Source organism: Bradyrhizobium sp. AZCC 2262 (genome assembly GCF_036924535.1).
Lineage (GTDB): Bacteria > Pseudomonadota > Alphaproteobacteria > Rhizobiales > Xanthobacteraceae > Bradyrhizobium.
Genome location: NZ_JAZHRT010000001.1, coordinates 8,882,990 through 8,896,597, shown reverse-complemented (window position 1 = coordinate 8,896,597; position 13,608 = coordinate 8,882,990). Strand labels below are relative to the sequence as shown.

General features: G+C 64.1%; 13 protein-coding genes and 1 pseudogene. 8 read left to right on the top strand and 6 right to left on the bottom strand.

What is annotated here, in order from left to right; genetic code table 11:
- Positions 1 to 580: 580 nt before the first annotated feature.
- Positions 581 to 1,915 (bottom strand): MocR-like pyridoxine biosynthesis transcription factor PdxR, encoded by a 1,335-nt coding sequence (gene pdxR, locus V1283_RS41775; protein WP_334392412.1) that lies wholly within the window; start codon positions 1,913 to 1,915, stop codon positions 581 to 583.
- Positions 1,916 to 2,011: 96 nt separating this feature from the next.
- Between pdxR and V1283_RS41770 the strand changes: the two genes are divergently transcribed.
- The 3 genes from V1283_RS41770 to V1283_RS41760 are packed head-to-tail and all read left to right on the top strand — an operon-like array spanning position 2,012 to position 3,613.
- Positions 2,012 to 2,929, top strand: a complete 918-nt coding sequence (locus V1283_RS41770; protein WP_334392411.1) for a DMT family transporter — start codon at positions 2,012 to 2,014, stop codon at positions 2,927 to 2,929.
- A 55-nt stretch (positions 2,930 to 2,984) separates the two neighbouring features.
- Positions 2,985 to 3,320: a type II toxin-antitoxin system RelE/ParE family toxin gene (locus V1283_RS41765; RefSeq protein WP_334392410.1), complete on the top strand. Its 336-nt coding sequence runs from the start codon at positions 2,985 to 2,987 to the stop codon at positions 3,318 to 3,320.
- Positions 3,317 to 3,613, top strand: coding sequence for a helix-turn-helix domain-containing protein (locus V1283_RS41760; protein ID WP_334392408.1), 297 nt, complete (start codon positions 3,317 to 3,319; stop codon positions 3,611 to 3,613). Before V1283_RS41765 ends, V1283_RS41760 begins: the two co-directional genes overlap by 4 nt.
- Positions 3,614 to 3,707: 94 nt before the next feature.
- Here V1283_RS41760 and V1283_RS41755 read toward each other — a convergent pair whose 3' ends face one another.
- Positions 3,708 to 4,361: a hypothetical protein gene (locus V1283_RS41755; protein ID WP_334392407.1), complete on the bottom strand. Its 654-nt coding sequence runs from the start codon at positions 4,359 to 4,361 to the stop codon at positions 3,708 to 3,710.
- Between the two features lie 151 nt (positions 4,362 to 4,512).
- Between V1283_RS41755 and V1283_RS41750 the strand changes: the two genes are divergently transcribed.
- The 3 genes from V1283_RS41750 to V1283_RS41740 all read left to right on the top strand — a co-directional run bounded on the left by V1283_RS41750 (position 4,513) and on the right by V1283_RS41740 (position 6,383).
- Entirely contained in the window at positions 4,513 to 4,758 is a 246-nt protein-coding gene (locus tag V1283_RS41750; protein WP_334392406.1) for a hypothetical protein, read from the top strand.
- A gap of 131 nt (positions 4,759 to 4,889) precedes the next feature.
- The gene (locus tag V1283_RS41745; protein WP_334392404.1) at positions 4,890 to 5,597 is read left to right on the top strand and encodes a hypothetical protein; all 708 of its coding nucleotides are present in this window, start codon (positions 4,890 to 4,892) and stop codon (positions 5,595 to 5,597) included.
- Between the two features lie 108 nt (positions 5,598 to 5,705).
- Entirely contained in the window at positions 5,706 to 6,383 is a 678-nt protein-coding gene (locus V1283_RS41740) for a hypothetical protein (RefSeq protein ID WP_334392403.1), read from the top strand.
- A 120-nt stretch (positions 6,384 to 6,503) separates the two neighbouring features.
- On the opposite strand, the gene V1283_RS41735 is transcribed toward V1283_RS41740, so the two are convergent.
- Positions 6,504 to 6,749: a cysteine rich repeat-containing protein gene (locus V1283_RS41735; RefSeq protein ID WP_334392402.1), complete on the bottom strand. Its 246-nt coding sequence runs from the start codon at positions 6,747 to 6,749 to the stop codon at positions 6,504 to 6,506.
- A gap of 248 nt (positions 6,750 to 6,997) precedes the next feature.
- On the opposite strand from V1283_RS41735, the gene V1283_RS41730 reads away from it, so the two are divergent.
- A complete protein-coding gene (locus V1283_RS41730) occupies positions 6,998 to 7,303 on the top strand; it encodes a hypothetical protein (protein ID WP_334392400.1) in 306 nt (101 codons plus the stop codon).
- 71 nt (positions 7,304 to 7,374) lie between these two features.
- Here V1283_RS41730 and V1283_RS41725 read toward each other — a convergent pair.
- The 3 genes and pseudogenes from V1283_RS41725 to V1283_RS41715 form a co-directional block, all read right to left on the bottom strand.
- A pseudogene (locus V1283_RS41725) lies at positions 7,375 to 8,130 on the bottom strand (sensor histidine kinase); the annotation flags it as partial.
- 210 nt (positions 8,131 to 8,340) lie between these two features.
- On the bottom strand, positions 8,341 to 10,683 hold the full coding sequence (locus tag V1283_RS41720) for a mechanosensitive ion channel domain-containing protein (RefSeq protein ID WP_334392399.1): 2,343 nt from the start codon (positions 10,681 to 10,683) through the stop codon (positions 8,341 to 8,343).
- 223 nt (positions 10,684 to 10,906) lie between these two features.
- The gene (locus tag V1283_RS41715) at positions 10,907 to 11,887 is read right to left on the bottom strand and encodes an NAD(P)H-dependent flavin oxidoreductase (RefSeq protein ID WP_334392398.1); all 981 of its coding nucleotides are present in this window, start codon (positions 11,885 to 11,887) and stop codon (positions 10,907 to 10,909) included.
- Positions 11,888 to 12,045: 158 nt separating this feature from the next.
- Here V1283_RS41715 and V1283_RS41710 point away from each other — a divergent pair, with 158 nt between their 5' ends.
- Positions 12,046 to 13,608, top strand: a complete 1,563-nt coding sequence (locus V1283_RS41710; RefSeq protein ID WP_334392396.1) for an AMP-binding protein — start codon at positions 12,046 to 12,048, stop codon at positions 13,606 to 13,608.

Below are 13,608 nucleotides of genomic sequence, written 5' to 3'. Positions count from 1 at the left end.
TGCGCCCAACCTATGATCTGAGAACGTTGGTCTTCGTCACCCTGCCGGTGGTGTTCTCGTCGTGGCAGGCAATCCTCGCGGTCATTCTCGGCATCATGTGGGTGATGCGCCGCCACGAGCCGGCCTACGGGGTTCTGGCGGCGGCGATGGCGGTCGGCGTCGCGCAGGCCTTTCTGCAAACGCCGATGGGCGAGACGCCGTTCTCACGGCTCAACGTGGTTCTGATTTCCTCCGCACCGCTGGAAAGCGCGCTGGTGCTGACATTCGCGCTACTGTTCTCGGGGTGGAAATGGCAGCGCTATGGCTGGATCTTTTTCATACCAGGCATCGCGCTGGCGCTCGGCGGCCTGTTCGGCAACCAGGCGCTGTCCCGCACGCTGTTCCTCGTTCTTGCGGTGCCAATGGTTGGCATCTCGCTGGTCATTATGGCCGTTGTCACCGCCCGTTCGGCGCTGAAACGGCCGAACGTTGCCAGCTTATTGCTCGGCTGCGCGGTCACGATCATGCTGACCTGCTGGATCGCCGACCTGCTTTCGGTGTTCCAGATGACGCCGAACCGCATCTTCACCGCGCGGCTGTCCTATTCGGTAATGCTGGTGGCGATCGGCGCCGGGTTGACCTGGCGATTCGCCCGCGCGCTGAACCAGGTCGACGGCTTTGCCGGCCGCAATTGCATGCCTCCGGCCGGAGTTTCGACCGCGAGTCGGTTGCCGGTCTCGGTGGCAAGGGCCTGCAGCATGCGATCACGTCGGCCCCTGTAGAGACGCGTCATCCTTCTGATGTGACCGAGATAGGCGCCCGCACCGATGAATTCGGCGAGCGCATCCTGAATCGTGATCGAGGTCAGTATTCCCATCTGCCGTTGCGCGAGTTCAAAGATGTCGATCAGAGCCTCCGGCACGACGACATAGCCAATGCGAATGTCCGCGTAGGTCGCTTTCGAGAAGGTGCCGAGATAGAATACGCGCGGTGACGGTGCGAGCCCCTGCAGCGCGGCCACCGGGCGTGCCTCATAATGGAATTCGCCGTCATAGTCGTCCTCGATGATGCAGGCGCCTGCGGTCTCGGCAAAACGAAGAAGTTCGAGACGGCGGCCGATCGGCATCAGCCGCCCGGTCGGATACTGGTGCGACGGGGTGACGAAGATCAGCCGGGGCGTTTCCTTGTGCGAAGAAATGGCCATGCCTTGCGAGTCGAGCGGGATGCCGGAGACGATGGCGCCGGCGGCCTGAAATGCGACGTTGGCGCCGCCGTAGCCCGGGCTTTCGACCCAGGCGTGATCACCCGGTTCGAGCAGCGCATTGGCGACCAAAGTCAAGCCGGCTTGCGCCGTGGGCACGAACAGGATCTGGTTGGCCACGGCCTTGATTCCGCGATGAACCACGAGATGCCTGAGCAAGGCTTCCTGCAGCGGCGGATGGTTGATGGGGCGATCGCGGCGTAGCGGAGCGTTCCGCGCGGCGCGCCGCAGGCAACGGCTCCACTCATCGTGCGGAAACTCGCGCTCATCCGCTAGCCCCGGCTGAAACGGCCGGGGCCGCTCCTTATGAATCGGCGGCCAGATCGACCGTTGAAGGCTGCTCGCCCAGGCCGACACGCGTATTTGCGCGCCTCCGCCGCGACTGCTTCGCGGTGAGCTCTTGCGGCTATCGAGCGACAGGCCTTCGGCCACGACCGGACGGCGGCCGGCGGAAAGGGTGACATAGCCTTCCGCGGCCAATTGCTCGATCGCAAACGAGGCGGTGTTCCGCGACAGGCCGAGCGATTGCGCAAGCTCACGGCTCGACGGCAGGCGTTGGCCGGGTGCGAGGCGGCCCTTGGTGATCAGGCCTCGCAACTGATCAGTGAGCTGGCGCGTCAGCGTCTCTCCGCCGTCGCGCACCAGATGCAGCATGCCGGGCAGCAGGTCATCCATAACTGGATCCAATAAATCACCGAGACTGGTCCTTTCATTAGGGCCAGTTCAGGGGCTAGGCAATGTGGAAACGCATCAGGATGGGACGCATTCGGCATGGCCAGTGGACTTTCAACCCGCAGCGCGGCGGTGCTGCTCGCCGGCGTCGTGCTCGCATGGGGGACCAACTGGCCGGTGACAAAGATGATCGTGCAGGATGTGCCGCCATTATGGGCCACGGCGCTGCGCTGCATGATCGCCGCCGCGACGCTGGCGCCGATGTTGTGGGCGCAGGGGCAATTCATCGTCCCGAAGCGCGGCGACCTGCCGGTCGTGTTCTGCACCTCGATCCTGCATCTGGTGGCGTTTTCGGCGCTGGTCGCCGCCGGCTTGCAGTTCGTGCCAGCGGGCAGGGCGATCGTGCTCGGCTATACGACGCCGCTGTGGGTCGCGATCGGCGCCGCCATGTTCCTGTCGGAGCACATCACGCGCCGGCGCGCGATCGGGATTGGCTGCGGCCTTGCGGGCCTCGCGGTCATTTTCAATCCGCAGACGCTGAACTGGGGTGACCGTGACGCGCTGTTCGGCAGCGGCCTGATTCTGCTCGCAGCATTCTGCTGGGCCGCCAACATCGTCTATGTCCGGGCGCACAAATGGATTTCGACGCCCTTCCAACTCGTATTCTGGCAGGTATTGCTAGCAGCCACGCTGCTCTCGGCCATCGCCTGGATCACGGAAGGTGCGCTGCACATCGTGTGGACCGCGCGCCTCGCCGCCCTGATGCTCTATAGCGGAATTGTCTGCACGGCGTTCGCCAACTGGGCGATGACGATGGTGAACCGGAGCCTGCCCGCCGTCACTACCTCGCTGTGCCTGCTGGCGACGCCGCTGCTCGGGATCATCAGCGCCACCGTGATGCTGAACGAACCGCTCGAACCGTCGCTGTTTCTGGCGATGACGTTGATCATCGGCGGCATCGCGCTCGGCACCGTCGCAGGTGGATGGCCGCAGCGCGTGGCCCAGGCGAAGCGATAAGTGGGGCAGATTCCTCTTGCCGAAACGTACCATAATTGGTACAAGCTTGTGGCCGATGAAACAGCTGCCCGCTTTCTTCTACGCCCTTTCCTCCGGTCGTGAGCCGGTTCGGGAATGGCTGAAGGCGTTGTCGGCCGATGATCGCAAGATCGTCGGCGAGGACATCAAGGATGTCGAGTTCGCATGGCCGATTGGTATGCCGCTCTGCCGACCCCTGGGTCGTGGCTTGTGGGAGGTTCGCAGCACATTGACGCAAGGGCGTATCGCCCGCGTGCTGTTCTGTGAACATGAAGGCAGAATGATATTGCTGCACGCCTTTATCAAGAAGACGCAGAAGACACCTGCAGGTGATCTGGAATTGGCGATCAAGCGAAAGAAGGAGATCGCATGAAAAAGGCGCATGGCAAGAAGGGCAGAATTGGATCCTCTTTCGATGATTTTCTGAAGGAGGATGGAACCTACGAGGGCGTAACTGCACGGGCGATCAAGCGTGTGCTGGTGCGGCAGCTCGACGAACTGATGCGGCGTGAGGAAATTTCCAAGACCCAGCTCGCCATCCGCATGAAGACAAGCCGCGCTCAGCTCAATCGTTTGCTCGATCCCGAAAACGAGTCGGTAACGCTTGGGACGCTGGCGCGCGCCGCGCAGGCAGTTGGGCGCCATCTGCGCATGGAGCTGGTTTGAGAGGGCCATAGCGTTTTTCGAGCGAAGCATGCTCTCGGACTTGATCCGAGGGTGGATGCCGGTTCGCGTAAAGAAAACGCGTCAAGCCATCAGCCTAATTCGCAACGAAATACCAGTCCTTGTCGTAGCGGACGAGTTGGCTCGGTGGCTTGTCCTCGAACTCGAAGAATTTTTTGGGATCGCCGCCCGGCGGCACGCGCAGGAAGCCGGTGAAATAGTGCTTCAGGCCGCGTGAGGTGAGAAACAGCACGTAGGTGCCTTCATCGGTTTCATCGACGACGATGTCGTTGCCGCCTGCGGAAACGTTGGGCTCGCGGTCGCCGAGCGCGATCAGGTTCCTGTTGTAGGACACGTTCGGCTTCAGTTCGCCGGCTTCGACCCGCGCCACGATCCGTTCGCGGTCTTCCCGGTGCCAGCGGAAATTCTGCTGGAGAGCGATCTGGTGCAGCGGTGCGTAGGCGAGAACTGCGAGCGTCAGCGCGCAGATCAGGAAAGGAAGGGCGAATTTCGCGCCGCCCGAACGGATCTTCAGGAGTAGCGTCGCCGACCAAACGATGCAGCCGAAGAACAGGAGCGCCACCAGCGGCACGACCCCGAGCAAGACGAAGCCGGACGGCCAGTCCGCCATCGACAGTTCGAATGTCGCGATCGACAGCGTGAAAGCTGAAATCGCAACGGCCGCCGCCAGCGCGGCGCGAACCGACGGCCCGGTCGCGGCCGTTTCCGACTGGGGTATCGCTTCAGCCATGCCGGGCTGTTCCGCTCCGCCGTTAGTTCAATATTCCGGCCCGTGCCATTGCGAGTCTTAACGCGCCGTTAACCATATCAGCCGCAACAATAGCCCCAGGGGAAGGTCCGCCGCCACGGCCGGACGGACGGCAAATCGAGGGGGCGCAAAAATGGATATGGACCGGTATTTTGGCAAAACCCAAGCGACCCTCGAGGAGATCAGGCGGCGGGTGATGTTTGCGCTCGACCGCCATCCGCTGTGCCGCGGCATCGAATTTGACGTCGTCAGCATGCCCCGCAACCGCAAGAACAACTGGACCGTCACGCTGCAGGCGATCGAGCCCGATGCCCTGTGGGAGGCGTCCGATATCGTTGCCGACATTCAGGAGGCCTACGAATTGGCCGCGCTGGCCTGATTCCGGGTTGTTTCGGGACGATTTCCCCAGCTTTTTGATCGCGTTACGGCTCCGATCGGGCATCGTAACGCCTCAATTGTCGTACAAGTTTTCGGCAAAAGGGCCAAACGTCGGCGGCAATGGAGACCTTTTTGACCAAAACCATGACGATCGTCGCGCTGATCTGCTTTCTCGTGGTCGGCGCCGCCGCCACCGCCATTCTCGGTCGCGACAGCATACCCGCGGCGCTGCCTCAGCTGGCCTCTGCTTCTGTTGCGTCTGTCCAGACGCCCGCTGCCGTCCAGGCGCCGGTTTCGAACAAGGCAAACAAGAAGGACCGGCTGGCCGTCGTGAGCTACGCGCTGGCCGCCTATGAGCCGCCGCAGACCACCGTGGCGCTGAGCGAGCCGTTGCGCCAGGCCTATGCCTCGACCGCCCCCGCCGACATCGGGCTGCCGAGGGAAGTTGCGCCTGATGCGTCGACTGCCCCCGCCGTATCGTCGCCCGTCGCGCCACCGAAACCCAAGGCCGCTGCCAAGCCGCAGCCGCAGAAGAACTACGCGCTCCTGAGCGACGGCCAGATCGCCGGAATCAAGGACCGCTTGAAACTGTCCGCCTCCCAAGAATCCTATTGGCCGCCGGTGGAGACCGCGCTGCGCGCCGTCGCTCGCAAGATTCATGCGGGACGGCAGGCCAACCCGAATGCTCCGGGCGTGCCGATCGATCCCGAATCCGCAGAAGTCCAGCAGTTGAAGTCGGCGGCGATGCCGCTTCTGTTCCAGCTGCGTGAAGACCAGAAGAGCGAAGTCCGCTCGCTCGCCCGCATCATCGGCCTGGAAAAAGTCGCCGCGATGATCTGAGCGGCGAGCGCTGCAATTGCAGCGCCGCCGGTTCCAATTTCCTCACAGTGTCGTGCCGGAACATCGGCCCATGCCACGCGTTGCCCGCGTGGATGATGGAGCCGAATTATGCGGATATCGACGGCTTATTTTGCAGGCGTGGGAACCGTGATCGTGGCGGTCGGCGCTGGTCTTGGCGGTGGCTATCTCGCCGCGAACGTTACCAACCCGCCTACGCAGGCGGTCTCCAAGCTGGAACGCAGGATGTCGGCGGAACCGATAACCGTCGCGACGGCACCAGCGGAGCCGGTGCCACATGTGGCTGCGACGAATCCCGCTGCGGCGCCGGCACAGGAGCAAACGCAGCCACAGCAGCAGACACCGCAGCCGCAGCAGCAAACAGAGGCGGCAGCGCCATCGGCCAATAACGCCCGCGCCGAAGAGAAGACCGCCAATAATGTAGCGGTAGCGCAGCCCATACAGCCGCTGCCGCAACCTGCAAAATTCACCGAACAGGCCGATGAAAAGACCGCCGCGCCGCGCGACGTCTTCGCCAGGGCCCGCGATGCCGACATCAAACGCGCGGACGCTGAAAAGCGGCGCGCCGAGCGACGCCAGCGTTGGGCCGACAAGCGCCGCTTCCAGCAGACGCGCGAGCAGGAGCTGGAGGCGGTTGAAGGCAGCGTGCGCGAAGTGACCGAACCGCGGCGGATCAGAATCCGGGAAGAAGCCGAGCCGAGAGACCTGTTCGCCGAGCGGGCGAGACCCGAAATGCCGCGGATCAGGCTGTTCGATCAGGATAATTGATCGACCCTTTGACGATCCGCTCCTGAAGCGTGATGACCTTCTCTGATTGGTCATCCCGCTCCAGCGTTCGTTTGAACGTGATCGCGGACAAGAAGCGGTACCCGTTGTTCCTGTCCTCAGTTACCCGCCGCGCGATTCCACCACCTTGCGGCAGCCATCCGACAGCTTCGCCTTGTTCGCGCGCAGGCAGGCATTCATCTGCGGCGGCTTGCCGACATGTTCGGCGCAGAATTTTCCGGCATCCGAACGGCAGGCCATCTGCTCCTGGGGCGTGGGGCCGGACTGCGCGTAAGCCAGCGAGCCGGCGGCGAGCGACAGCATCAGCCCAGCAGCCGCAGCGGCAGGCACGTGGATTGATTTTTTCACTGAGTTTTTCATGGATCACCTTTCGACGGGTATAGGAGGGTTGAAAGCGCGCGGAAGCTCGTCGAGGTTGCGCTTTTGGTCCATGCCATGTTCATGGCGTCGGAAAATTGCCTGCAACCGTCGCGCGGCGCCGTCACGCCATCTTCATGGGATGTTGTCGCGCGCGCCTCTGCACCATGTACGTCTCACGTCGGCTGCGGTGACCGATCGGTACATCGCAAGGCTGCACGCCAAATCGGAGAGATGACATGTTGAAGAAAACAGGATGGCTGAGCGCGGGTCTGACCTTGGCGGCGTTTTCCGCTGTGGCGGCGTTTGCGCTGGGCAGCGCGGGTTCGGCGCAGGCCGCGGTGGTTTACTGCAAGACGGCCGGCGTACCGCAGGGTTGCGTGGTGCGGCCTACGCCGGTGGCGGCAGCGGTGGTCGCTACACCGGCCGTCGGTGTTGCCCGTGTCGGCGTCGTTCGCGTCGGCGTCGGTGCCCGCGGCGTCGGTGTTCGTCCCGGCACGCCGCTGAACCGTGGTGGCCCGGTCAATCGCGTTGGCCGTCGCTGAGCCAAGGCGTTTTCGAGCGGATTCCGGTTCGCGTCAGGAAAACGCGTCAAAACGAACAGACAGGGTAAAAGCTAGCCGGCAGCGCCGTCGCTGTCGGGAAAGCGATGAGGCAATGTCAGTCTCACGCGCGTGCCTTGATGGCTCTCTTGATCAGTCCCTTGGGCGCAGGAGCTCAATTCCAGCTCCGCGCCACAACGCGCAGCGCGGCTTCGCATGTTGCGCAAGCCGCGCGCCGCTTTTATCGCGCCTGCCGCGGCGCCATCCGACGTGATCGCAAAACCCTTGCCGTCGTCCTCGACGGTGATGCAGCCGCGGTCGAGACCATCGGCGCCGGCGAGCGTCTCGATCCTCACCGTGATACGCTTCGCATTGGCATGCTTGACCGCATTGGTCACGGCCTCATCCAGCAGCCGCACGATCTGAATCACGTGCCACGGCCGCAGTTCGGGATGCACCGGCAGGCCCTGCGCCGTGACCGCGCGCCAGTCCAGCGCGATGTCATGCGGACGCAGCTGCGCCATGGCGCGTTCGCGCCATGATCCCAGCGCCAGCATCAGATCGCCGCCGATGTCGTCCATCGAATCGATGACGAGGCGCAGATCCTTCAGTGCCGCGCGCGCCGCATCGCCGATTCCCGCGCTGCCATTGCCGCGCTCGCTCAAGGCCACGATGCTGACGAGCTGGCCGCCGAGCCCGTCATGCAGGTCGCGCATCAGCCGCGTGCGCTCCCGCGCCAGCGCCGCGGCGCGGGCGCGCTCCTCCTCGCGGGCAAAACTGGCCTTCAGCTTCTCTTCGGCTTCGCGCACCTGGGTGACGAGGCAAGATGCCGTCCCCAAACCAACGACCAGCAACTATCGGCGCGGCTGCTCGAGGCGGGTGTCGTCAGCCGGGCGCTAACGAGAATGCTGTACCATAAGACCGAAGAGCGAGGCCTGTTTCTCGGCTTCGCCGCCTGGAACGACAAGGAGATCGACCAGGCGGCGCGCATCCTGGGACGGATCGTGCGCTAAGAAATACCAATGGCGTTTCGTCGCGAACTAGCCGGCCGCGCGCCTCGGCGTTGAATTCGCGGCCACCTCGGCAGGCGCGGGCGCCGGAACCTGCATGAGAATGGTTTGAGCCGTGGGCGCGATTTCGACACCGCACTCCTGGAATCGCCGCTTCATGCGGCGGTTGAATTCCCGCTGCACCGGCCAGCGGCCGGCGTCGCTGCAGCGAATCTGGCCGACGATCGAGGCCATCGAGCCGTCGACCTTGTCGACGCCCCACAATTCGAGATCGCCGCGGATCAGGTGCTGGAATTCCACCTCGCGCCGCATCTCGGCGACGATGTCCTTGAGTATCTGGCCGGCGCGGTCGGTGTCTTCCTTGTAGGACACGTTGACACTGACGGCCGCGTTGCCGGCTCCGCGGCTTGAATTGGTGATCGTCGTTACCGCGCTGAACGGCACGATGTGCACCGAGCCGTCGGCGGAGCGAAGGCGAAGGGTGCGGATCGATACGTTTTCCACCGTCCCCGACAGGCCTGACAGCGTGACGTTGTCGCCGACTTGGACGGTGTTCTCCAGCAGCAGGAACAGTCCGGTGATGAGGTCCTGCACCAGCTTCTGCGAGCCGAAGCCGATGGCGATACCGACAATGCCGGCGCCGGCAAGCAGTGGCGCGACGTTGACGCCGATCTCGCTCAGCGCGGTGAGGCCAACGACAGTGACGATCACGCCCAACAACGCCGTTCGCAGCATCGGCTGAAACGTGCGCAGCCGCGCCGCGCGCGCGTAGTGGCCCTCGCGCGACAGCGCATTGATCTTGCGATCCAGCAGCGCATTGCTGATTTCCCAGATCGCCGCCGCCGTCAGCGCGGCAATCCCGACGGTCACCACCGCCGACAGCAAACGGCTGCCGATCTGGCCGCCATAGAACCAGACGACGGCGTCGACGCCCCAGACCTCCAGCAGCGCAACAAGGCCGATGAAGGCAATCACCGTCGAGACGATGTTGCGCAACAGCGGCAGATAGCGGTTGGCGCGGGTCTCCAGCCCCGGGAAGCGGCGCAGCAGATCGGGGCTGATGCGAAAGCCGCGGTCGATCAGGCTCAACACCAGGATGGTGGCAAGACGCATGATCAGCACCACCGCGACGGTGCCGACGAAATACTGCAGCAGCAGCGAATAGCCGTTGCGGATGTTCAGCGCCCACACCGCCCACAATGCGAGGTCGAGCGCGATCGCCAGATAATGCCAGAGGCCGGCGACGCGGTTGCGTATCCTGGCCGCGGCGCCATCGCGGCCGGCCGGCGCGCGAATGGCGTCGGCGACGGGCCTGCGGCACTGCAGGATGACGACGACAACAAAGAGATGCACCACCAGCATGACCAGACGCAGCAGCGCGGCGTAGCCCGCGCGATGCAGGCCCAGCAGCAGCGCCACATTGGCGAAGGCGATCCCCGCGACGGCGACGGTGACGATGCGCCGCGCCCATATCTCGATATAGGCTGCCGTTTCGGCGCGAACGCGAAACAGCCCGAACGGCCCGGCCAGCGCCCGGACGACGCAGATCAGCGCGCGCGACAGCGCATAGGCGTTGACGACGGCGAGGATCACGAGCCGGGTGGTTGAGAGATCGCCGATCCCGGTGCCCAGCAGCATGGTGGCGATCCCGATGAAGACAAGCACCGGGAGCAATTCAAGCGCGAGACGTCCGAGCACAAAGGGCAGCCGCACCAGCGACTGCCAGGTGCGCGCCAGGCTGAGACGCCGCCGCTGCAGCGCGGGCGCGGCAGTGACCTCCGCCGCGGAGGATGGCGGGTCGGCCGTGGCCAGCGTCTGCACCGGGGCACGCGCGATTTGCGGAAGCCGCGCTTCGAGGAGCGCGACTGGTCGCTTGATCAGGCGGAAAACCAGCCACTCGGCAGCAAGCGCACAGATGAACACCAGCGCCAGCTTCCAGGCGATATCGAGCAATTGTTGATAGGCGGACGGATCATTGGCGGTCCGCAGGAACCAGTAATAGAACGCCCGGTAGTGCGTCAGCGTCCGCGCCATGTCGGCGACCTCGCGCGAAATCTCGCCGACCTGCTCGGACACCGAAAGCAGGAGCTGCGCGCCAAGACTGTCCGCCGTGAGCGGTATCGCGGATTTCGGCTCAGGCGCTACGGCTTGCGGTTGCGGCGAAGCATTGGCGATCGCGCGCAACGTCTCGATGACCTGCGCGCGCTTCTTGTCATCGGAGAGCGTCTCGAGCGCCCGCTTCGCCTGATCGGGCGAAAGGACCTCGGCGTTGCCGGCGGCAGGCGCAGGCGGCGGAGCGCCGGGCTGCGCGAAAGCCGGGAAGGCATACAGGACAAAGGCGAGCAGGATCGAGGGGAGCAACTTGAGCGACACGAAGGCCTCGCTGAATAAAATGCGCCCGACGGCGAAACCGGGAATGGTCTCGCCTTCGCGCGTGCGTCATGTCGGATTGCCCGTTTTCGCCGTCACCTTGTGTCGGAAGTTTGCCGCAGCGGCGGTTTTCTCTTGGCATTTACCGCATCGCTGCCATGCCAGAGCGCTTACTCGCGGGGAACTTCGCAAACCGCGGCAAGATGAAAGGCGCGAACGTAACGATCTAGCCGAGTCTTACACGCGCGGCGGCCGCTTGATATTCCGCGAGCGTGCGCGCGACCATCTCATCGACGGTCAACACCTCCGTCACGCCCGAGACGGAATGGCCCGCGCTCCAGACGTCCTTCCAGCGCTTTGGTCGGCTCTCGCGGGCGCCGATGTCGATATCCTTGCCGATATCGATCGCACCACGCTGCGGCAGATTATCCGGGTCAAGGCCGGCCGCCTCGATCGAGCGCCGCAGCATGTTGGTCTGCAGGCCCGTAAACGCCGTGGTCAGCAGGACATCGTCGGCCGTGCTGGCAACCAGCAACTCCTTGTATCTGACATCCGCCATGCTCTCGCGCGTGGCGATGAATTTTGTGCCCATATAGGCGAGATCGCAGCCGAGCGCCTCGGCCGCGCGAAGGGCGTGGCCGTCGGTGATGCCGCCCGCCAGCACCAGCGGCCCGTCGAAGAAGGCGCGCACCGCGCGCACGAACACGAACGGGTTGAGCCAGCCGGTCTGCCCGCCCGCGCCGGCCGTCAGCAGCACCAGCCCGTCGGCGCCCGCGGCAACCGCACGCTCGGCATGGCGGATCGAGGCGACATCGGCAAACACCAGCGCACCGGCATCATGCAGCGGCCCGATCACCGGCGCCGGCGATCCGACGGAGGTAATCACCATCTCGGGCCGGTGCCGCAGCAGCACCTGCAGATCCTCCTCCAGCCGCGCGTTGGAGCGATGCACGATCAGGTTGGCGCACACCGGCGCTGATGGTTTGCCGCTCGCATCTGCGTGCGCCTTCAACCTGACATCGATATCCGTCAGCCACTCGTCCAGTTGTTCGGGACTGCGGCAGTTCACCGTCGGGAACGAGCCGATCACGCCGTTACAGCACGCGGCTACCACCAGGTCTGTGCCGGAGACGAGAAACATCGGTGCTGCGATCAGCGGCAGGCTGAGACGGTCGCGAAAGCGCGCGAGGGGGTCGATTGTTGGCAAAGTATTTCTTCCCGGCTTGAGCGGACTTCTTGTTGTGCTAGCGACTCTGTTTGACGCGTTTTCTTCACGCGAACCGGTATCCACTCCGCTCGAAAACGCTATAGTGCAGGCAACATTGGCACGAGCGAAGGCCAATTACAAAACAACGGGAGAAAACAATGAGCAATCCGCTCTATGCGTTTCCGGCGGCATGCGAACAGACGTTGCGGGCGCTGGCGCGCTACCCCGAGCGGACGGCATTTCGTTGGCCGGGCGGATCGATCACCTATCGCGGCGCGACCGACATGATCGGGCGCATGCAAAGCGTGTTCATGCAACTGGGTTTTGCGCCCGGCACCCGCGTCGCCTTTGTCACCGCCAACCGCGCCGACACCTGGTCCGCTGGCGTCGCCGCGCAATTGGCGCAGCTGGCGATCACCTGGCTGCATCCATTGGGATCGCTGGACGATCAACTGTTCCAGTTGGAGGATTCCGAAGCGCAGATGCTGGTCGTCGACGGCGTCACATTCCGCGATCGCGGCGGCGAGCTCGCCGCCAGGGCCACGGGCCTGAAAACCGTCTTCACGCTCGGGCCGACCGATTACGGCGCTGATCTCTTGCAGGCGATCGAGGTCGCCGGCAGCGCCACGGCCCGCAATTTCGCCGGGCCAGGCGACATCGCAACGCTGAACTACACCGGTGGCACGACGGGCAAATCCAAGGGCGCGCTGCGCCATCACCGTGAGTATAGCGGCTTTGCCAATGCGATCCTGGCTGATTTCGAAATTCCGGATACCCCGCGTTATCTGACGGTCGCGCCGATCAGCCATGTCGCGGGGACGAAAGTGCTGCCGACATTGATGCGCGGCGGCACAGTGCACATGCTGAAGGGTTTCGATCCCGAGGCCGTGTTCAAGACCATCGAACGCGAGAAGATCAATTTCACGCTTTTCGTGCCAACGATGATCTACGTGATGCTCGATCATCCGTCGCTCGACAAGACCGACCTCTCCTCGCTCGAACTCCTGCTGTATGGCGCGTCCGCGATGTCGCCGAGCCGGCTGGTCGAGGGCATCGAACGGATCGGAGCGGTGTTCTCGCAACTCTACGGCCAGACCGAATGCTATCCGGTGTCGGTGCTGCGGAAGGCCGACCACGACCCCAGGACGCCGGAGCTGTTTTTGTCCTGCGGATTCCCGATCGCCGCCTGTCAGGTCAAGATTCTCGACAATGACGACCAAGAAGTCGCGACCGGCGAGGCCGGCGAGATCTGCGTTCGCGCCGGCCACGTGATGGCCGAATACTGGAAGCGGCCGGACACCACGGCGGAGACGCTCAAAAACGGCTGGCTGCATACCGGCGACATCGCGCGGGTCGACGAACGCGGCTACATGTTCATCCTCGACCGCAAGAAGGATATGATCGTCTCCGGCGGCTTCAACATTTTTCCGCGCGAGGTCGAAGATGTGTTGTCGCAGCATGCCGACGTCGCGATGGTCGCCGTGGTCGGCGTGCCCGACGACAAATGGGGCGAGGCCGTCACCGCCGTAATCGTCGCCCGCGAAGGCGCACGGCCGAATGCGGATGAACTGATCAACCTCGTCAAGACGAAGAAGGGTTCGGCGCACGCGCCCAAGCACATCAAGTTCGTCACCGAGTTGCCGATGACCGGCGTCGGCAAGGTCGACAAGAAGGTGCTCAAGGCGGGCTTCTGGACCGGCCGGGACCGGATGGTGGGATAA

Coding starts and splice junctions, on each gene's coding strand:
- V1283_RS41710 (WP_334392396.1), top strand. CDS start 12,046: ATGAGCAATCCGCTCTATGCGTTTCCGGCGGCATGCGAACAGACGTTG.
- V1283_RS41730 (WP_334392400.1), top strand. CDS start 6,998: ATGTTGAAGAAAACAGGATGGCTGAGCGCGGGTCTGACCTTGGCGGCG.
- V1283_RS41760 (WP_334392408.1), top strand. CDS start 3,317: ATGAAAAAGGCGCATGGCAAGAAGGGCAGAATTGGATCCTCTTTCGAT.
- V1283_RS41770 (WP_334392411.1), top strand. CDS start 2,012: ATGGCCAGTGGACTTTCAACCCGCAGCGCGGCGGTGCTGCTCGCCGGC.
- V1283_RS41740 (WP_334392403.1), top strand. CDS start 5,706: ATGCGGATATCGACGGCTTATTTTGCAGGCGTGGGAACCGTGATCGTG.
- V1283_RS41750 (WP_334392406.1), top strand. CDS start 4,513: ATGGATATGGACCGGTATTTTGGCAAAACCCAAGCGACCCTCGAGGAG.
- V1283_RS41765 (WP_334392410.1), top strand. CDS start 2,985: ATGAAACAGCTGCCCGCTTTCTTCTACGCCCTTTCCTCCGGTCGTGAG.
- V1283_RS41755 (WP_334392407.1), bottom strand. CDS start 4,361: ATGGCTGAAGCGATACCCCAGTCGGAAACGGCCGCGACCGGGCCGTCG.
- pdxR (WP_334392412.1), bottom strand. CDS start 1,915: ATGGATGACCTGCTGCCCGGCATGCTGCATCTGGTGCGCGACGGCGGA.